The sequence below is a fragment of the Flammeovirga aprica JL-4 genome (assembly GCF_012844305.1).
Classification (GTDB): domain Bacteria; phylum Bacteroidota; class Bacteroidia; order Cytophagales; family Flammeovirgaceae; genus Flammeovirga; species Flammeovirga aprica.
Map to the genome: position 1 here is coordinate 12,877 of NZ_JABANE010000027.1, position 21,823 is coordinate 34,699.

Here is a 21,823-nt window from a genome sequence, read left to right on the forward strand (position 1 = left end):
GAAATTGAATGAACTATGAAAAAGAACTTATTATACATATATCTTATAGGACTTCTTTCGATATGGGGATGTTCTAATGAGGATTCTTCTCCAGTGGAAGAAATGCCAAAAGCCGCTTTTACGGCAACTCCTTCAAGCGAAAATCCAAACTATATTGTACTGGATAATCAGTCTACCGGAACTTCAATTATGAGCTCATGGAAGTTCAAAGAAGATGGACCGTTTGTTAGAGGATCTCAAGATGTTGATACGACTTATTACCCTAATGAAGGGACTTACAAAATCACTTTATATACAGGAAATAATATGGGTGTAGATACGGTTTCAAAGGAAATTGTAATTGCTCAGAGAGATCCTGATTTACCACCAGTAGGTGGGGATGCGTTCTTGCTGTTAGGTGATTTTGAAGACGGAGAAGTTGGCGATTGGAATGCTTGGGGACAAGATGTTTCAGTGGTGAGCAACCCTTCAGGTTCTGCGGTTAACCCTTCGGATAGAGTATTAAAAATGACGCAGACAGAGCCTTGGCAAAACAGTGCAGTGAGAAATATTCCACAGGTTACGCCATTCGCTACCAAGATCGTAGTAGATGTATATATGGAAGTGGCAGGAGAATTAAAACTTCAAATTGAAGGTGATTTTGCTACAGGTTATTTCCAAGCGGTGCCAGCAGGTGAGTGGGTAACATTGGAGTATGATTTAGAAGGTCAAGTGGATGCGGCGAAAGAATACCCATGGATCCTTTTCCAAGGCAATACAGCAGGAAGTTATTACATCGATAATATCAAATACTATGCATTGGATATTGGAGGAAACAACGGAACAGTTTATGGTGATTTTGAAGACGAGCAAGTAGGGGATTGGAACGCTTGGGGACAAGATGTTTCTGTAGTGGCCAACCCAGCAACTGATGCTGTAAACGCTTCTGATTTTGTATTAATGATGACACAAGTAGATCCATTCTCAGTCAATGCCGTAAGAAACGGTCAGATTGTAGGTGTGGCGGCAGATAAAATAACGATAGATGTGTATTTCGAACAAGCAGGTTCCTTAAAATTACAGCTGGAAAGCGATTTTGAGACGGGCTATTTCCTTGATGTCGAACCGGGTAAATGGGTGACATTAGAATATGACCTCGTTGATCAGATAGATGGTAATACTGAATACCCTTGGGTGGTCATTCAGGGAAATACAGCAGGTAATTATTATGTAGACAATATTACCTATTTCGAACAATAATAGTGTAGACAAACAATCCAGGGAGCTATTCCCTGGACTGTTTCAAACTTAGAAAATAATAGAATCATGAAAAGAATTTTAGTATATCTATTGGCTGCATTAGTACTTTCATTACAGTCTTGTGTAGATAATAAAGAGCAGGAAGTAACACTTTCAGCACCTGATATTTATAAGATTTCAAACCTTAAAGCAAGTAGTTTTACGGCAGATTGGACAAGCGTTGTCAATGCTCAAAGTTATGAGCTGAACCTTGCTACGGATGAAAACTTCTCTAACCTAGTGGCTCCTTATGAAAGCGTAGTGACAAAGGATGACTTTTATACTTTTGAAGAATTAGCGAACGGACAGACTTTTTATTTGAGAGTGAAGGCTCAACTGAAGGAAAAAACTTCCACGTTCTCCAATTCCAAATCTGTAACTACTTTGGAAGCGGATGGAGTTGAGCCTGATACTCCTCTAAAAGATGTGGCTACTACCTTCAGAGTCGGGATGGCTACGATTGTGAACCGTTTGAATGGTTCGCATGACGAAATTTACAGAAGAGAGTACAATCAGATTTCTGCTGAATGGGAAATGAAAATGAACATCATGTATCCTGAGCAAGGGAGATATGATTTTACATTGGCAGATCAGTTGGTGGAATACGCTCAAAACAACGGAATGGAAGTTCACGGTCATGCTTTAATTTGGCATGCTGCCACTCCAAGTTGGGTAGAGAATTTTGAAGGAACAGATGAGGAATTCTCAAATATGGTAGAAGATTATATTAAAACTACGGTAACAAGATACAAAGGAAAAGTAGTGTCTTGGGATGTGGTTAACGAGGCTATTGATGATGCAGGAGGCAATTATAGAAACACTGTATTTTTAGAAAGAATGGGTGAAAACTACATTCAGAAGTGTTTCGAATGGGCAAGAGAGGCAGACCCTGATTGTCTCCTTTTCTACAACGATTACAACTTGTGCTGGGATAAGACAAAATTGAATGGTGTGATCAGTAAAATTGTGGATAATTTCCAAACGAATAATGTACCATTGGATGGTGTAGGTTTCCAAATGCACATCAGTTACAATGGTCCATCAAAAAGTGCGATTGCAGAGAATACAAAGATGATTACTGATAAAGGATTATTGATGCACTTCTCTGAATTGGATGTAAAAATCAACCCTGATAATGATCTTACTTCTTCAACGGAAGAAAGAGAATTTGCTCAAAAAGACAAAGTGAGAGAAGTGGTGGAAGTATACAATGCAATTCCAGAAAGCAGTAAGTTCGCCTTAACGATTTGGGGATTGAAAGATAATGAATCTTGGATACCAAGTGTTCAAGGACACGACGATTGGCCTTTATTATACGATAAAGATTTCGTCATCAAAAAAGCACATACAGGCTTCTTAGAAGGCCTTCAAGAATAGAGTTAGCAATGGGGAGAAAGCTGGGAATAGTAGTACCACTTTCTCCACCTAACAAAAACATTGAGGTAAGAGTTAAGAGGTAAGAATGAAGAGGGATATTGTGATTAACAAAGACATTATCAATAATTATTACCTCTATCACAAAAAAGATAAACCTACTCTTCTCTCATACTTCTTAAATCAAATTAATGGAGAAATGTCGTATAAATTCGTAACCTCTAGCTCATTGGTGATCTATCTTTTAGTTGTAGAACCTTCAAAGTGGCATTGAATGGAAAAGCGTTAAGAATTTTGTGGAATAAGCCGTGAAAAAATCTTCGTTTGTTTGAGCGTAGCGAGTTTTGAAGATTTTAGGCTTATGGAATAAAATTTAGCTTTTGCGTTCACAGCCTAGATTTTTTTGCTTCGTTTTTTCATCAATGGAAAAAATGAAGAAGACAGTAGCTTGGAAGAATTAAGATGGAGTTTTTCGACATTCTATTCTAGAATGGATATTACAATAACATACCCCTATTTTTTTAATGAAAATGAACGATCAAAAAGTATCTTTAAAAGAGAAAATTGGTTACAGCCTTGGTGATTGCTCCGTGAATTTTGTATTCCAGATCATGTTGGTGTTCCAATTGGGCTTTTATACGGATGTATTCGGCATAAAAGCCACCGCCGCAGGTACCATACTGCTTTTAGCAAGAGTGATTGATGCTTTTGTAGATCCCGTTGTGGGAATTATGTCTGACAGGACCAATACAAAGTGGGGGAAATACAGACCTTGGGTGCTTTGGACTGCCATTCCATTTGGCTTATTTTTCTTTCTAGCTTTTACCACTCCTGACCTTACAGAAAGGTATAAAGTCATTTACGCAGGTATCACATACACGCTCCTAATGGCTATTTATTCCCTTAACAATACACCTTATTCTGCATTGCATGGAGTGATGTCAAGTGATATTAATGAAAGAACAAACATTGGTTCTGTCCGATTTGTATTGGCTATGATCGCCTCATTGGTGGTGCAAGGTTTTACTTTACCATTGGTAGATAAGTTTGGACAAGGTGATGATCAAAAAGGATGGTCAATAACAATTGGTATATTCTCGTTAGTAGCAATTGTGTTTTTTGTGATTACATTCTTATCTACCAAAGAAAGGATCACACCACCACCATCTCAAAAGACAAGTATCAAACAAGATTTTAATGACCTGAAGAAAAACGGACCTTGGTTCTCGATGTTTATCGTGACGCTTTTCATTTTCACTACCTTATCATTATGGGGAGGAGGAATGTATTACTTCTTTAGCTATTACATGAAACCAGAAGCCATTTTTTCATTCCTCGAACAATTCAATTTAATTCAAAATACAAGTGGTGATCCTTCTCTATTACAAAAGCTGATGGGAACTTTTGGATTGCTGGCATTGCCGGATAAGAGTAATGCATTCAGCGTAGGGTTTAGCTTTTTCAATATGATCGGTCAGTTTGTGACCATCATCGGAGTACTGACATTATCAGCTCCACTAGCCAAGAGATTCGGAAAACGTAATACATTTATTGTTTGTTTATTTATGACAGCAGTTTTTACAGGATTGTTCTTTTTCGTACCAGAAGATAACGTAGGTTTAGCATTTACTTTAAATATTCTAAAATCCCTTTTCTATGCCCCAACGATTCCACTTTTATGGGCAATGATGGGTGATGTTGCAGATTATTCAGAATGGAAATACAACAGAAGAGCGACAGGTTTTGTATTCTCAGGGATTGTTTTTGCCTTGAAGGCAGGGCTTGGGTTAGGAGGAGCATTGTGTGGATGGATTGTATCAGTTTATGGTTACGAACCCAATATAGTACAGTCAAATGAAGCGATTTTTGGAATCCGATTAACAGCTTCCTTAGTACCAGCCACCACCTTTATGGTGTCTGTTATCTCTCTTATTTTTTATGTGATTACGAAAGACTTTAACATTAAAATTCAGTCTGATCTTTCAGAAAGAAGACAATTACAACAATCAGCAAGTGCATTAGAATTAGAAGATGTTTCAATAAATTAATTCAAATAGAAATACAATGGAATTAGTACAAAATAAACCAAAATATATAGCAGATCATATTTACTCCGCAGATCCTTCTGCGCATGTTTTTAATGGGAAATTATACATCTACCCTTCACATGATATAGAATCCGGAGTACCTGAAAACGACAATGGAGACCACTTTAATATGCAGGATTACCATGTATTTTCAATGGATGAAATTGATGGTGAAGTAACGGACCATGGGTGTGTTTTAAAATTGGAAGATATTCCATGGGCAGGACGACAAATGTGGGCGCCCGATGCCGCAGAGAAAAATGGAAAGTACTATTTATATTTTCCGATGAAGGATAAGAATGATATTTTCAGAATGGGTGTTGCCATCAGCGACAAACCTGAAGGCCCTTTTATTCCAGAAGCCACTCCAATGGATGGAAGCTATAGCATTGACCCTGCCGTATTACAAGACAATGATGAAGATTATTATATGTATTTCGGAGGTATTTGGGGTGGACAATTACAACGATACAGAGACAATAAAGCCATAGAAGTAGGGCAAGAACCTGCAGATCATGAAGATGCTTTATGTCCAAAAGTTGTGAAGCTGACAGCTGATATGAAAGGCTTCGCGGAGGAACCAAAAGACCTAGTGATTTTGGATGAAAACGGTGAGCCTTTGAAAGCTGGTGATCATGATAGAAGGTACTTTGAAGGGCCTTGGATGCATAAATACAACGGCAAATATTACTTCTCATACTCTACAGGAAATACACATCAAATCTGTTATGCAGTAGGTGATTCCCCTTACGGACCATTTCAGTACAAAGGAGTGATTTTAACTCCCGTAGTAGGATGGACCACACATCATTCCATCGTAGAATTTAAAGATAAGTGGTATCTGTTTTATCACGACAGCAAACCTTCAGGCGGAAAAACATGGTTACGAAGCGTCAAATTTATCGAAATAGATTATAGTAGTGACGGGACAATTTCAACAATCGACGGTCAAATGTAACGGATAGTTTAATATTTCATTTCGAAAAGCATGTCAATTTGATGTGCTTTTTTTGTTTCTAGACTTATTACTTAAATCTTGATAAGGCTTATAAACTTAGACCCATAATTGAAATTATGGGCTTTTGGGAAGCTTTCTCATTTTCATACCTACTGTTTTGAAATTGTATGACACCATTTTTTTGATTGTAACATTGATTACTAAAATAACTAACATCATAAACTAGGATAGCTTTCCAATAGTAAACAGTTTAATAATTTCCCCATTAAAAAACACAACACCCAACTTTACAATTACTGTATTTTAGCGACCGTATGCAATAACTATTACTTTAGCAATTTTAGACGTATACAAGAAATGAAGCACTGTAATGCAACATCTCTACTGCTTCATTTTTGATATTTTTTGATCACAATTTTATATTTTATAATTCTTCATTAGCATAGTTTTACTTTCAACGAGATATCTCTTAAGCTGTTGAGCATTTAAAATTGGGATAGATTGGATTAATATTTTTGAGTCTATTCAAGGCAGAGTAGAAGAGCATAGCTATAGCTACGAGATGATATTCTAACGTAGAATAGGCTCAAAAAGATAATCCAAAACTTCCTATTTTAATTGAACAATAGCTTCGATGAAATGAATTCAACTCTTCTACTTTCTATGTTGTTCCGGCTACCTCATTAGTAAAGAGAAAGAGTGCTAACTAAATCAACACACTTATTGAAATGAAATACTATTACAACAAAAGGACGAGCTTTAAAGCTTTATCCTTTGTATCACTCAACTTTATTAAATTAATTTCTTTGATAACGGTTATGCTATTCCAACTGAGGGTGGAAGGTGGTACCGTTATCAACAATGCAGAAATCAAAATCCAAGCGGAAACATTAACCTTGGGTGGGGCCTATGCAGGTACCACAACAACACCTTTTAATGGAATTATTCTTTATGCGAATGATGATAAAGGTTCAACGACCATTAATTTATCTGATGCTCCCGGGTTATTTGACATTGCAGTTAGAGGAGCTTCCACAAATAGTAGTGCGGCAGGAGTAAGCCTAGAAATTGATGGTGTTGAAGTCACTTCTTTTTCTTTCTCGGGTACTTCAGCGACCACACAAACTAAATCTGTTAAGATTGAAGGTAATCCAGGAAATAGAACCATAACATTAGTTTTAAAAACGGATGATGGCTCCAATGACACTATTTTAGATTGGATTTCTTTTGTGAGAACGGGAGATATTCCACCACCACCTGCTCCTCCTGTCTTACCCTCTCAAGGAGCATTTTATACAGGAAACTACAGAAATATGTTCAAGGAGGCAGGGTTTACGCAACAGCAGATTGATGCAAAAATTAACGAGGTCTACCAACAATTATTCTATGGTGATGATGCCACCGAAAGAGTGTATTATCCTAAAGGAACAGATGAAGCTTATATTCTTGATATAGACAATAATGATGTGCGATCAGAAGGAATGTCATATGGTATGATGATCGCCGTGCAGATGAATAAACAAGAAGAGTTTGACCGCATGTGGAAATTTGCTAAAACACACATGCAACATGGTCCGGGTAATCGAGAAGGTTATTTTCGTTGGATTGTAGATGCAAGTGGCAATGAACTAGATCCCAATACTGCATCTGACGGTGAAATCTACTTCGTAACCGCTTTGTATTTTGCATCTGTTCGTTTTGGGGATAGAGGAGGAATTTATAATTACCGTGCTGAAGCAGATTATATTTTGGAACAGATCATGAATAAAGGTTGGCCTCACAATCAAATCATAGGCTCAGTTCCAAATATGTTTAATGAGGAGAAAAAAGTGTGTTTTGTTCCTTATGCTAATGCCTCCACGTATACAGACCCTTCTTATTTCTTACCGTCCTTTTATGAAGTATGGGGAATTATGGCCAACACCAATCAGCAATATTGGAAAGATGCCGCTGATGTTGCCCGTGATTTCTTTCAGTCGGCCGCTCATCCCACTACTGGCTTAATGCCCGATTATTCCAATTATGATGGATCACCAACCGGAGGTCATAAGGAAGATTTTGTGGTGGATGCATGGCGCTGTGCAATGAATGTGGCAATGGATTATGCATGGTTTAAAAAAGACGAACGTGAAAAAGTAGTCACTGATAATATCCAAGACTTTTTCTACAGTGAGGGAATTTACAGTTACTCTAGTGGATATACTTTAAATGGCAATCCATTACCGGGCACAAATTACCAAGCGGTAGGATTAGTAGCTTGTAATGCCATGACTGCCTTAGCCTCTACTGATGCTAAAGCATGGGAATTTATCAATGCCTTATGGGATCGAGCACCTACCACAGGAAGATACCGTTATTACGATGGGCTATTACAAATGATGTGCTTGTTACATCTATCAGGAAATTTCAAAGCTTACGTAGATGGAACTTCAAATCCTGTAGACCCAATTCCAGTAACAGGAGTGACTTTAACACCATACACACTTTCCATTCAAGAAGGAAATGCATCGAACCTTAGTGTTGCAGTATTACCAACCAATGCAGATAATAAAGCCGTTTCTTATACTTCTTCAAATACCAATGTAGCAACTGTTTCTACATCAGGAAGAGTACAAGCCATTGCAGAAGGTACTTCAATCATCACAGTAACTACAGCAGACGGTGGCTTTACAGACCAAACTTCAGTGACTGTAACATCTATACCAGTATCAGAACAAACGCCTTATTTAGGAAGTCCACAAGCTATCCCGGGAACAATTAACGCGATAACTTTTGATAATGGAGGGGAAGGAGTAGCCTATCACGACACAGGAGTTGGGAATAATGGAAATGGTGATCGTCAGGATACAGATGTGGATACTGAGAGTAGAACAAACGGTGGAAATGTGGGTTGGATTGCCAATGGAGAATGGCTTGAATTTACCGTAAATGTAGCCAATGCAGGTGCTTATTCTATCTCCGCTGAGGTAGCTTCTGTTAATGCCAATGGAAGATTCCATATTGAATTCAAAGGAGTAGATCAAACAGGGGTAATAGCAGTTCCATCTACAGGAGCTTGGGGTACATTTACGAATGTCACGGCTTCAGGAGTGAATCTAACGGCAGGGCAACAAATTATGAGAATCGCCTTTGATGCAGGAGGATTTAACCTTGGAAATTTAGTCATCACAGCAGAAGGAAATAATGGCGGTGATAACGGTGGAGGCAATAACCCTAGTTGCTCATTTGGTTTACCAAGTACATCCGCATTCCCAACAACTAATACGAGTTTTACACATGCACATGTGTTAGGAAATGGCCCCGATTTATCTCAAGTCAATAATATTTCAGTGAATTGGTCAAAAGAAGGTAATCAAATATGGGATTTCTCTATGAGAACGAATAATGGAGTGCCCAATTGGTACGTGGACCTAAAAGGATCGATTACGCATACTTTAGGAAGTGCATCACCTTCTATCACTTTTACAAACAGTGGCATTAATGGATTGGATGGAGAATATTGGATAGGGAAAGAGGGCACTAACGTAGTCTTACTTTCTAAAACCGGAACACATACCATTTATTTCAGTAATTCATCAACAGCCCCTTCTTGTTCTAATGCAAGGACAGCTTCTCAAAATGTAGCTTCAAAAGAAAGTTTACATTCAGAACTGACTTTATATCCTAACCCTGCCCAAAGCTATTTCACGATAAAAGGAATGGGTGATCAATCTGCATACATCAGCATCTATACCATCAGTGGCGTAAAGGTCTTTACAACAGAACTTACTCCTGGTTTACAGAAAATAAGCACTCAAGGTTTTAAAAGAGGAACCTATGTTGTGCAGGTGCAATCTGATGGATTGAATCAAATAAGAAAACTAATTATTCAGTAATACTAAAAGGTATTAAGACAACAATCTTATCACAAATCAAGAGTCCAATTCACGCTATCTCTTTGTCTTAATATTGATTAGAAGTACTTAAAAATGCATCGTGCACCATGACTGAAGTCATGGGCAGGTGATACTGACTCCAATAACACTAAGGTGTTGTCTCCGTGATCAACTTTCAAGACTTCAGTCTTGATAAGGTTGGGGTATCACTTGCCCATAGTTTTAACTATGGTGTACGAAGCATTTGTCAATTTTATTGTACTCCAACTTCTTTTTGGGCTCTTGATCAATCTATGAAATGAAAACTTAATTACAATGAAAAAATTACTAAACTTATGCTCTATGATGAGTGTATTTCTCCTTCCACTTTTATGTATAATTACTCCCTTCTCTCAAGTAAACGCCCAAACCATTTGCAACAATCAAATCGGCAATCAAGGAGGCTACACTTACGAATATTGGAAAGACTCAGGGAATGGGTGTATTACTCTCAATAATGGAGGTAACTTCTATGTCTCTTGGAATAACATCGGCAACCTTTTAGCAAGAAAAGGGAAGCGTCCTGGAGTGAAAAATCAAACGGTGACTTATGGTGCCAATTACCAACCTTCCGGTAATTCTTATTTATGTGTTTATGGGTGGACAACAAGTCCATTAGTGGAATATTATATTGTAGAAAGCTGGGGAAGCTGGCGCCCGCCAGGAGGAACACCAAAAGGTTCTGTAACTACAGATGGAGGTACTTATGATATTTATGAAACTACTCGTATACAACAGCCATCCATTGAAGGTACCAAGACATTTCAGCAATATTGGAGCGTCCGTAGATCCAAAAGGACAAGCGGTACAGTGACATGTGCGAATCATTTCAATGCATGGGGATCATTAGGAATGAATATGGGAAACCTTTACGAAGTATCTTTTACTGTAGAAGGCTATCAAAGCAGTGGTACTTGTGATGTGTACAGCATGACCATGGGCACAAGTAATGGAAATGGTGGCGGAAGTGGAAACTCCAATACCATCAAAGTGAGAGCAAAAGGAATCAGTGGCCAAGAGAAGTTGAATGTGAGAATTGACAACCAAACAATACAAACCTTGTCACTGACCAATAACTTCAAGATTTATACTGTCAATACTAACTCTTCAGGAGGTGTCAATGTAGAATATTTCAATGATACTAACGGCAGAGATGTGCAGGTAGATTGGATAGAAATCAATGGAAGTCGTAAGCAAGCAGAACAGCAATCTTATAACACAGCAGTTTGGCAGAATAATACTTGTGGAGGCCAATACAGTGAATGGATGCATTGCAATGGCGTTATCGGTTTTGGAAATACATCAGGAGCAAGACAAAGAAATCTATCTAGCCTTGAAGAACATTCTGAAAGTATTATTTTTCCTAACCCCATTAAAGAGAATTACTTCACGGTGAAAAATATTGATTTGGGTAATATAAACGAGATTTTAATCTATACTTCCCAAGGTCAATTAGTAGAAACAATTACTACATCAGGAGGAACAACAACCGTCCAATTACCAGCTACACTGCACCAAGGAATCTATGTTTTTCATGTAGTCGGTACTGCAAATACTTTAACTCAAAGAGTGGTGATTCATTAGCACTCTTTGTAGACATGTAGCCTGCTACGTATAGATTGTATCATTTTTGATGAGATCTATAAACTCTCATGTTCTCCATTATTTCATGCAATTGCGTAGTAGGCTACGCTTCTACAGAAGAGCAATCAATAAATCCGAAATAAAAAAACCCGCTATTACTATGAAAAACCCCATAGCAATAGCGGATCATTTATATCCAAAGAAACAGACTATTTGATAATCTTATTTCCTAAAGGTAATACTACTTTACCAGCCAACTCATTGATGATAGCCGCTGCCATCATGTACCAAGCCGCACCAGCACAAATGATTAAATCAATTGCAGCGATTGGTTTGAAAGCTTCAGAAACAAAGTGCTCTAAAACTAAGAATAAGAATCCTAAAAGAAGCGTACCGAAAGTAAACGCCATAGCTGTGTGAATTCTTAAAGAAGCGATAAACATGATCAATGTATAAAGCATCCAAGCTAATAAGAAGAATCCTACATCAGAGTGTGAAGATTCATAAATACCGTAGTGGTTACAAAGCCAGATGATACAAAGACCCATCCAGAATGCACCGTATGAAACGAATGCTGAAAAACCGAAGCTGTTTCCCATTTTTTGCTCTTGGAAACCAGCAATAAACTGTGCTAATCCACCAAAGATGATACCCATAGCCATCACAGGACCTAAGCCTACCCAGCCTAAGTTATGGAATTGTAATAATAATGTCGTTAAACCAAAGCCAGCTAAACCTACAACAGCAGGATTCCCGTTTTTCATTGTTTTGTAATTAAGATTGTTAGATAATTGATAGAGATAAAATCTCCTCCATTTTTTGCAGTCGCAAATGTAGTGATATATCAGGCGATCATTCGTTAATGAGTGGTAATCTCAAGGCTTAATAATATAATAATTATCAATTGTAGTACATTTTTTATGCATACTCATTAGTGAAGTGTTTGAAGTAAAGAAATATTTTCAAAAAAGAGGATTAATATACGTCAAATGAACGGTTTAACGCCATGAACTAACTTTTTACTACTTTAATCACTACGTCATCACTACTCACCTATTGCCTTTCATGTTTGGAGTCGCTTAAATTATGATAACAAACAAAAGGAATGAAATGAAAAGACATTTACTAATACTCTTATTTTCTATACTTCATACCTATGCTTTCGCTCAGGTACAGGTGCGAGATACCACCCTTGTGTGGCAACATTATGATTATACTTTAGATGAGCATTATAGTATAGCTTCTTTTTCTACAACTGAAATTGTTGAAAGGGAATTTAAAGGAATTGTACTGGAAAATGAATTGGTGAAAATTACAGTAGTGCCTGAATTTGGGGCTAGAGTAGTCTCTTTTATCTACAAACCTACTGGTCATGAGCAACTTTATACCAATGAATTAGGAGTTCCTTATCTGATAGGGGACAATATTTTTTATCATGACTGGCTCATGCAGTACGCAGGTGTTTTTCCTACTTTTCCAGAGCCCGAACATGGGAAATATTGGTGTGTTCCATGGAACCAAAAAGCACCTGAAGTACTGAGTGATGGGGTGAGATTGTCAATGTGGTTACAAGATAATTTAGACAATCCTCAGCGTCCTTCACAATACAACAATGGAGTAACGAATGTGACCTGTTACTTTGATGTAATTCTTAGAGAAGGAGCGTCAAATTTTGAGGTCAATGTACGACTGGAAAATCTTGCAGTAGATAATAATTTGGAATATTGGACATGCGTCACTTTTGCTCCAGGTTCTACAGTTGAAAATCCTCGGACTTCATTTAATTCAGAGATGATTGTTCCTATTGATCAATATGAAGTAGGATGGAGTCCCGGAAATTGGTTAACGAGTATAGATAAACTTGTTTCGAATGGACCGAGAGTGCAAGAATATACAAATTTACCATTACTCAAAAATTGGGAAGAGCAAGGCATCGCTTATGCTTACCCTAGCTTCAAGAAAGATTTTTATGGGGTGATCAATCATGATAACGAAGAAGGGCTTTTTAGAATTTCAAACGATCAATCACTCACTCCCGGATTGAAGTTCTGGGCATGGGGAGAGCCAGGAGAGAACGTTGATGTCAGTGATTTTTATGCTTATGAAAGACCTAATGTTGAATTATGGTCAGGATTATCACAGCAGTTTTTTAAGGATTATAAAATGGCTGCTTATGAGCGATTGGAATGGACCGAGACTTACATGCCGTCAGTGGGTTTAAGTCATGTTGATTACATCGATAAACATTTTGCATGGGATCTGGAACAGCCTTCTTTGAACAGAATTAATTTCACCACTTTCCAGCCTCTTGAAAAAGAGTATAAAGTGCAATTGTTGGTAATGGATGATGAGGAGGAAATGTACCAAAAAATTTACACAGTTCAGTCGTCCACAGTACAGTCATTTAAGGAAGAGATTATTTTTTCTGAATTGAATATTCCAGTCGATAAGTATAAAGCGAGCCTTTCTGTAATAAAAGAAGATAAGGTGTTGCACTCTGAGACATTTAATGTAACGGTTGGTGATGAAAGAGATCCATCAGAAGAGGATGTCATCAGCAGTTTGGAAAAGGAGCTTGTGGTGCAATTTAAAAATCAAAATACAGGACAAATTGATATTGTTTTCTCTGATCACTCACAGCGATTGATACAGTTATATGATTTGGAAGGAAGAGTAGTTTTTCAGCAAAACACCAATCTAACTGAAGTGAAAATAACAGCATTGACCAAAGGTATTTATATCGTCAATATTCAAGATAATAATCAAAATAAGCTGACGAAGAAAGTGGGCATATTATAAATTTTTTAGAGCTACTATTATGAGAGGATTACAAGGTAAAAGAGCATTAGTCACTGGAGGAGCACAAGGAATAGGAAGGGCATGTGTAGAAGCATTTCTTTCTTATGGGTGTTCGGTGGTGATTTCAGATATAGATAATGAAACAGGTTTGGCCACAGTAGAAGAACTGAAGGCTAAAGGTGGTGACATTTATTTTATCCATGGAGATATGTTGGATGAGAAGTTTTGTGAAGAACAAGTTGCTTTTGCCATTGAAAAAATGGGCGGCATAGACTTTCTGATCAATAATGCCTTCTCGTTTATAGCTGCAGGTTTAGAGGCAACGAGAAATGAATGGCAGCGCTCTTTGGAAGTAGGGCCAATTGGTTTTGCGAAGATGACGCAGGAAGTCAGTAAACTAATGGAACAGCAAGGTAAAGGTGCTATTGTCAATATTTCAAGTATTTCAGCACATATCGCTCAGCCCGGAAGATGGACTTATAATGCCGCTAAAGGTGCGGTGAATCAATTGACAAAATGTACCGCTTTGGATCTTGCTCCGATGGGTATCCGTGTCAACTCAGTGAGTCCGGGTTGGATTTGGACTAGAGAAGTTTTAAAAGCTGCCGGATATGATCAAGAGAAATATGAACCAATTTGGGGTAAATATCACATGATGAGAAGATGTGGTCAACCTGAAGAAGTGGCAAGTGCATGCATGTTTTTATGCAGTGATGAGGCAAGCTTTATCACTGGAACAGATCTGCCAGTTGATGGCGGTTATTTAGGGTTAGGTGGTGAAGGAATAGGAGAAGACGCAGAGTATGCAGGCAGTAATTAATAGAAAAATAGAGTCGTTGGAATGCCTTTGGGTAATTCCTGCCACACTTGGAGAAGGACCGCTTTGGGTAGAACATGAACAGGCAATTTATTGGCTGGACATTGTAGAAAAGAAAGTACACCGTTACTCTACTTTCAATCAATCTAAAAAGTCATGGCAACTGAGTTTTGAGTTGACAAGTTTAGCCTTCAGAGAAAATGGTGGTTTTATCGGTACCGTTCGAGATGGTTTTGCTTTCATTGATTTTGAAAACGATGATTATAAAATGATTCAGTCGTTGGAGGAGCATCTACCGGAAAACAGATTTAATGATGGAAAAGTAGATACTTACGGCAATTTCTGGGCAGGGTCAATGGATGAAAAAGAGAAGAAAGCATCAGGAAGTTTATACAGGTTAGGCCCAGATGGGAAAGTAGCACATTTAGACAGTGATTACATCATTACTAACGGCCCTGCATTTAGTCCTGACGGAAAGACACTCTATCATAATGATACCATTAAAAGGGTGATTTATGCTTATGATATTGAGGATGAAAGCATTAAAAATAGAAGAGTTTTATACCAGCTCAACGATCCCGAAGGTTACCCTGATGGCCTCACTGTAGATGCTGATGGCAATCTATGGCAATGTTCTTTTGCGGGAGCAAGAATCACAAAATTATCACCACAAGGAGAGGTGCTGGAAGTGTATGAAATGCCAGTGCCTAATATTACAAGCTGTACGTTTGGAGGAGAGCACCTTGATACTTTATACATCACAACAGCAAGGTACCTTATGACAGATGAAGACAAACAAGAATTTCCTCTAGCAGGAAGTCTATTCGCTTTTAAGCCTGGCGTAAAAGGGCTTCCAACATCATTAGTTCAATATTAAAAAAACAAACAATACAATGAGTGATTTGAAACAATACTTACCTGCAGATCAGTTTGAAGGTACATTAATAGGAAGAGTTTGGATGGTGGGCGTTGAAACGGGACCTGCTCCTGTTATCATCAAAGAAGAAGGAGTATACAATTTGACAACATTGGCACCTACTACCTCTGATCTATTCAATCTCAATATTGATTTAAGTACAATAGATGTTTCTTTATTGGAGAAACTGGGAAATTATGAGGAATTGATGGAGAATGCTCTTGAAGGGAGTGTGGACAAAACTCATTTTATTTCCCCTTTTGATATTCAAGCGATCAAGGCATGTGGTGTGACTTTCATGGTTTCAATGCTGGAAAGAGTGATTGAAGAAAGAGCAGGAGGTGATGCTTCAAAAGCAGATGCATTGAGAGGAATGATCAATGATAAAATTGGTGGAGATGTACGTGAAATCGTGCCAGGTTCTAAAGCTTCAGAAGATCTGAAAGAAGTATTGCAGGCAGAAGGAATGTGGTCACAATATATGGAAGTAGGGATTGGGCCTTATGCAGAGGTATTCACTAAAGCACAGCCAATGTCTTCTGTGGGTGTAGGTGCAGAAATTGGAATCTTGCCGATTTCAGAATGGAATAACCCTGAACCGGAAATTGTATTGGCTGTAAATGGTAACGGAGAGGTGATCGGAGCCACATTGGGCAATGATGTAAACCTAAGAGATATAGAAGGAAGAAGTGCTTTACTATTGGGTAAAGCCAAGGACAATAATGCATCATGTGCTATCGGTCCTTTTATCCGCATTTTTGATGATTCATTTTCTCTAGAAGATGTACGTAAGGCAGAAGTGAGAGTGTTAGTACAAGGAAAAGAAGACGGATTTATTCTGGATGATAAAAGTGATATGACGCAGATCAGTAGAGATGTGTTGGATTTGGTAGGACAGACTTTCAGTGACAATCACCAATACCCTGATGGCTTCGCACTTTTCACAGGGACATTGTTTGCTCCTACTAAAGACAGAGGAGACAAAGGCAATGGTTTCACACACAAAGTAGGTGATGTAGTTTCTATTTCTTCCGCGAAGTTGGGGATGCTTACCAATACGGTAAATCATACGAACAAGGCACTAAGATGGACTTTTGGTATTTCAGAATTGATGAAAAACCTGACCAAAAGAGGAGTATTGACAACGTAATGTGTTGAAATAAAATTAAGCAATAGTTCGTACACCATAGTTAAAACTATGGGTAGGTGATAATCAAACCTAATCAAGACTGAAGTCTTGAAGGTTTAAAAACGAAGACATCACTTTAGTGTTGTCGTAGTCAGTATCCCCTGCCCATGACTTCAGTCGTGGTGCATGCTTCACAAATATAAAACGATGAAAGTAGTAATTTCAGACTGCAATTTTGCAGGAGCCTTTGAAGAAGAAAAAAAAGTATGTGATAGAGCAGGATTTAATCTTGAAATCTATCAGCATAAAGAAGAAGATAAAATAATAGAAGTAGCAAAAGACGCAGATGCCCTTTTGGTACAGTACGGTATTTATTCAGATAGAATCCTTTCTCAATTAAACAACGCTAAAGTGATAGTGAGGTATGGAATAGGGGTGGATAATATTGATTTAGAAGCGGCAAAAAAATATGGAATAGCAGTGTGTAATGTTCCAGATTATGGTATTGCAGAAGTTGCAGACCATGCAGCATCATTAGCCGTTTCACTAGGTAGACAACTTCCTTTTTGGCATGACTCTATTATAGGAAATCAATGGCCTGCCTCTACGCCTACCACACTGAAATCTTTTTCAGATATGAACTTTGTAGTATTGGGTGCAGGGCGTATAGGAAGAGAAACGATAAAAAGAATGCAGGTTTTTGGCTTCAAATGTTATGCATATGACCCTTATGTATCACAGGCTGTTTTATCAGGTATGAATGTTCAGAAAGTGGAATTAGAAGAAGCAATTAAAATGGCTGATATTCTTTCTTTGCATTTACCTCACACACCTGAGACACATCATTTGATCAATCAGCAAAGGTTGTCAAAAATGAAACCTACTGCAACTTTGATTAATACCTCAAGAGGGGCATTGATTCATACAAAAGAGCTAGCAGAAGCATTGAATCAAGGAGAAATTGCCAATGCAGGAATCGATGTTTTTGAGGCAGAACCAATGGAAGGAGATCATCCATTGAGAACTGCAAAAAATATTCTGATGACGCCTCATATTTCTTATTATAGCGAAGCAAGTGTAAGAAGATTGCAACGCTATGCTGCCGAAGAAGTGGAGCGTACATTAAATGGGGAAGCACTGCGATGCCAGGTGGTGTAGGGGTCGACCTACGTGTCGACCCGCCTCACGTAGGGGCTGACCTATATGTCAACCCGCAAAAAATATTCATATTTTAAAAAAAGAAGAAATGACAAAAATGATTCAAAATCCCATCCTTAGAGGGTTCAATCCAGATCCAAGTATTCTAAGAAGAGGGGATGATTATTATATAGCAACATCAACGTTTGAGTGGTTTCCAGGATATCAAATTCACCATTCCAAAGATTTGGTGAATTGGGAATTGATCACAAGGCCATTGGATAGAGCATCACAGTTAGACATGAGAGGTGTGCCTGATTCAGGTGGAGTTTGGGCGCCTTGTTTAAGCTACAATGAGCACAATGAAACGTACTATTTATTGTATACCAATGTTTTAAGTTTTGATGGTGCAACATGGAAAGATACGCCGAACTATGTAGTGACAGCAAAAGATATCATGGGACCATGGTCTGAGCCAGTGTATTTGAATTCAAGTGGATTTGACTCATCATTTTTCCATGATGATGACGGTAAAATATGGTTAGTCAATATGATTATGGATCACCGTAAGCGTAAGTTTTTCGGTGGAATTGTATTGCAGGAGTATTCAGAAGAAGAGCAGAAATTAATAGGTGATATTCACTATATCTTCCCAGGTACAGAACTAGGAGGAACGGAAGGACCACATATTTTTAAGAAAAATGGCTATTATTATTTATTGACTGCTGAAGGGGGAACGGAATTCAACCACGCCATGACTTTAGCAAGATCAAAAAGCTTATTTGGGCCTTACGAAGTGCATCCTCAAAACCCAATCATTACCTGTAAAGATACTCCTCAAAACTACTTACAAAGATCAGGTCATGGTCAGTTTGTAGAAACACAAAATGGAGAGTGGTACGGTGTGTTCTTAGTAGGAAGACCATTGACAGAAAGAGGCAGATGCATTACAGGTAGAGAATCAGCCATTGAAAAGTTTGAATGGAGAGAAGATGATTGGCTGTATAAAGTGGGAGATAATAATGTACCGAGAAAAGAAGTAGAAGCTCCTCAACTTCCAGAACACAAACCAAAGTCTAAGGTAGAGAAAATCACTTTTGCTCCAGATCAGCCATTGGATATCCACCTTCATGCCTTAAGAGTACCTATGACGGAAGATTGGATTACTCAAAATGATAGAGAAGGCTATTTGAGATTGTACGGAAGAGAATCATTAAGCTCAGTATTCAGACAATCATTAGTAGCGCACAGAGTTCAGGAACATCATGTAGTGGCGGAAACGTGTGTGGAATTTGATCCTGTATCATTCCAGCAAATGGCAGGATTGGTAGCGTATTATAATACATTCCATTATCACTACTTACATATAATGGGGAATGATGATGGCACCAAAAAAGAATTGTACATCATCACTTGTGATAAGTATGATCAGCAAGAACCAATTGAACCCATTGATGTTTCAGACGCAGAAAAAGTGTGGATGAAAATGGATTACAATGGAGCTCAATTACAGTTCTACTATGCCGTAAAAGAAGGAGAATGGCAGAAAGTAGGGCCTGTTTTGGATGGAAGTATTCTATCAGATGAGTATGTAAGAGATGAAAATGTACGCTACAGAGCAGCATTTACAGGAGCGTTTGTAGGTGTTTGCTGTCAAGATTTATCAGGTAGAAGACAGCACGCCGATTTTGAATATTTCAGCTATAAAGAATTAACTAATGATTAAAGAAAAAACTATTTCGGGAAGCTCTTATATAGGAGGTGTTTGGTTGAAACCTTCTGGAGAAAAATTCTCTTCTATTAACCCAGTGACCTCTGAATCAACGGGCAACTTTTATACTTCGGAAGAGAAAGAAATTGAATTAGCAATGCTAAAGGCACAAGATGCCTTTGAAGAATATAGAAATCTAAGCGGAAAAGAAATCGCATTGTTTTTAAATGCAATTGCCGATGAAATTGAAGCTTTAGGAGATACACTTTTAGAAGTAGGACACAGAGAAAGTGGATTGGGAATTCCAAGATTAACGGGTGAAAGAGGAAGAACGTGCGGACAGATCAGAGCGTTTGCCAGTATCGCTGAAGCGGGGCAATGGACTCAGCCGAGTATTGATACAGCAATTCCTGACCGTCAGCCAGTACCTAAGCCAGATATCAGACGTATGATGCGTCCCATCGGGCCAGTGGTTGTTTTTGGAGCCTCCAACTTCCCATTTGCATTTGGTTCTTTAGGTGGAGATACAGCGTCAGCATTAGCGGCAGGAAACCCTGTAGTGGTAAAAGGACATCCATCTCACCCGGAAACTTCTGAACTATTTGCACAAGCTGTTGCAGTTGCCGCATTGAAAACCAATATGCCAAATGGTGTATTCTCATTGTTGCAAGGTGTAGGCAATGATCTTGGGGCAAAGCTTGTACAACATCCAGCAACTCAGGCGGTAGGTTTTACGGGTTCATTTAAAGGAGGAAAAGCTTTAATGGACATTGCTGCTTCTCGTCCTGATCCTATTCCAGTTTATGCAGAAATGGGAAGTATCAATCCTGTTTTCATTGGCAAGAAAGCATTAGAAAATAAGAAGCAAGAATTGATTGCAGGGCTTTCAACTTCTGTTTGCTTAGGTGTTGGGCAGTTTTGTACCAACCCAGGTTTGATTGTGACATTGGCGGATGATGAACTGATCAAAGGACTTTCCTCTCAATTGAATGATAATAGTAGAGGGGTAATGCTGAATAAGGGAATTCTTTCTGCTTACTATCATGGATTAGTGAGATTGAAAAATAACCCTAATGTACAATGGATCAATGAGGTGGAATGGAACGAAAATGACAAAACACCTCCTAATGCCTTATTCAAAACGACAGTAGATCATTTTGTCAATGACAAATCACTCCATGAAGAAATTTTTGGACCAGTGACTCTAGTGGTTGAAGTAGAATGTGAGAAAGATATGCTTCGTTTGGCAAAGCATCTTGAAGGGCAACTGACAGCCACTATACATTCCGACGGTGATGATGATTTGTCTTCTAAGCTGATCAGCCTTTTGGAATTAAAAGTAGGCAGAATCATTTTCAACGGTTACCCAACAGGTGTTGATGTGAATCCTTCTATGCAACACGGAGGACCGTATCCAGCTTCATCTATTGGATGGGCAACAAGTGTAGGAGGAGAAGCGATTGTTCGTTTTGCAAGGTTTGTAGCCTATCAGAATATTCCAGATGCACTATTGCCAGACACACTGAAAAACAACAATCCTTTACAACTCTATAGAAAGCTTAACGGTAAATATTCAGATAATGTAATTTAGATAAGTACAAATTCAAAATTATCTAATACTAATTCTATTTATTGTTTTGCGATTACGTCCTTCAAAAAACTTTTAATAGAACCACTATTAATACGTTTTTTAGCGTTGTACTCACAAAAAATAAATTAGAATTGACTATGATTTATTTTTGACTTAGTACTTAATTCAGGTAGATTTGATAATTAGAAATGGAAAGACACAGCATTTTTGTTGTGTCTTTTTTTGTTGAATATACTCTTAAACCAAGCTCTTGAGAGTTATTGATACTTCTTGTAAAGTTCCCTTCCCTCCACCGACACGTGCCACTTTCTAAAAACACCCATTTATTATCCATCGGAACGCATCACAAAACCGAATGTGCTAACATTGTAAAAACAGCTTGAAGTGACTTTCCGGAAAGAATAACAACAAGTACTTTGAGTACAAAAAATTAACTGACTTGATTATTACTTAAAGTAGCAAACTGAATGTCAATAAGGGAATTAAGCACCCTGATGATAAAAAGGGCTCTACTTGGTAAATAACTAA

The 21,823-nt window shown here is 38.1% G+C and carries 14 protein-coding genes; 13 read left to right on the forward strand and 1 reads right to left on the reverse strand.

Annotated features, from left to right (window positions below; translation table 11 throughout):
- The first annotated feature begins 15 nt into the window (after positions 1-15).
- From HHU12_RS11845 to HHU12_RS11870, 6 genes are all read left to right on the forward strand, one after another.
- Complete coding sequence (locus tag HHU12_RS11845) at positions 16-1,239, forward strand: PKD domain-containing protein (protein WP_169656958.1); 1,224 nt, start codon at positions 16-18, stop codon at positions 1,237-1,239.
- A gap of 66 nt (positions 1,240-1,305) precedes the next feature.
- Positions 1,306-2,655, forward strand: coding sequence for an endo-1,4-beta-xylanase (locus HHU12_RS11850; protein WP_169656959.1), 1,350 nt, complete (start codon positions 1,306-1,308; stop codon positions 2,653-2,655).
- A gap of 527 nt (positions 2,656-3,182) precedes the next feature.
- Positions 3,183-4,700, forward strand: coding sequence for an MFS transporter (locus HHU12_RS11855; protein ID WP_205959863.1), 1,518 nt, complete (start codon positions 3,183-3,185; stop codon positions 4,698-4,700).
- 16 nt (positions 4,701-4,716) lie between these two features.
- The gene (locus HHU12_RS11860; RefSeq protein ID WP_169656961.1) at positions 4,717-5,697 is read left to right on the forward strand and encodes a glycoside hydrolase family 43 protein; all 981 of its coding nucleotides are present in this window, start codon (positions 4,717-4,719) and stop codon (positions 5,695-5,697) included.
- Positions 5,698-6,425: 728 nt separating this feature from the next.
- Positions 6,426-9,572, forward strand: coding sequence for a glycosyl hydrolase family 8 (locus HHU12_RS11865; protein WP_169656962.1), 3,147 nt, complete (start codon positions 6,426-6,428; stop codon positions 9,570-9,572).
- A 315-nt stretch (positions 9,573-9,887) separates the two neighbouring features.
- On the forward strand, positions 9,888-11,195 hold the full coding sequence (locus HHU12_RS11870) for a glycoside hydrolase family 11 protein (protein ID WP_169656963.1): 1,308 nt from the start codon (positions 9,888-9,890) through the stop codon (positions 11,193-11,195).
- 209 nt (positions 11,196-11,404) lie between these two features.
- On the opposite strand, the gene HHU12_RS11875 is transcribed toward HHU12_RS11870, so the two are convergent.
- Positions 11,405-11,959, reverse strand: coding sequence for an acetate uptake transporter (locus HHU12_RS11875; protein ID WP_157491370.1), 555 nt, complete (start codon positions 11,957-11,959; stop codon positions 11,405-11,407).
- Between the two features lie 346 nt (positions 11,960-12,305).
- Here HHU12_RS11875 and HHU12_RS11880 point away from each other — a divergent pair, with 346 nt between their 5' ends.
- From HHU12_RS11880 to HHU12_RS11910, 7 genes are all read left to right on the forward strand, one after another.
- Positions 12,306-13,994, forward strand: coding sequence for a DUF5107 domain-containing protein (locus HHU12_RS11880; protein ID WP_169656964.1), 1,689 nt, complete (start codon positions 12,306-12,308; stop codon positions 13,992-13,994).
- A gap of 19 nt (positions 13,995-14,013) precedes the next feature.
- Entirely contained in the window at positions 14,014-14,814 is an 801-nt protein-coding gene (locus HHU12_RS11885) for an SDR family NAD(P)-dependent oxidoreductase (protein WP_062617633.1), read from the forward strand.
- Complete coding sequence (locus tag HHU12_RS11890) at positions 14,798-15,688, forward strand: SMP-30/gluconolactonase/LRE family protein (protein WP_169656965.1); 891 nt, start codon at positions 14,798-14,800, stop codon at positions 15,686-15,688. Before HHU12_RS11885 ends, HHU12_RS11890 begins: the two co-directional genes overlap by 17 nt.
- Positions 15,689-15,704: 16 nt before the next feature.
- Positions 15,705-16,877: a fumarylacetoacetate hydrolase family protein gene (locus HHU12_RS11895; protein WP_169656966.1), complete on the forward strand. Its 1,173-nt coding sequence runs from the start codon at positions 15,705-15,707 to the stop codon at positions 16,875-16,877.
- A 186-nt stretch (positions 16,878-17,063) separates the two neighbouring features.
- Positions 17,064-18,014 carry a C-terminal binding protein gene (locus tag HHU12_RS11900; RefSeq protein ID WP_169656967.1) on the forward strand — a complete coding sequence of 317 codons (951 nt, stop codon included), beginning with the start codon at positions 17,064-17,066 and terminating at the stop codon, positions 18,012-18,014.
- Positions 18,015-18,102: 88 nt separating this feature from the next.
- Positions 18,103-19,719, forward strand: coding sequence for a glycoside hydrolase family 43 protein (locus HHU12_RS11905; protein ID WP_205959864.1), 1,617 nt, complete (start codon positions 18,103-18,105; stop codon positions 19,717-19,719).
- Positions 19,712-21,295 carry an aldehyde dehydrogenase (NADP(+)) gene (locus HHU12_RS11910; protein WP_169656968.1) on the forward strand — a complete coding sequence of 528 codons (1,584 nt, stop codon included), beginning with the start codon at positions 19,712-19,714 and terminating at the stop codon, positions 21,293-21,295. Before HHU12_RS11905 ends, HHU12_RS11910 begins: the two co-directional genes overlap by 8 nt.
- Positions 21,296-21,823 lie beyond the last annotated feature (528 nt).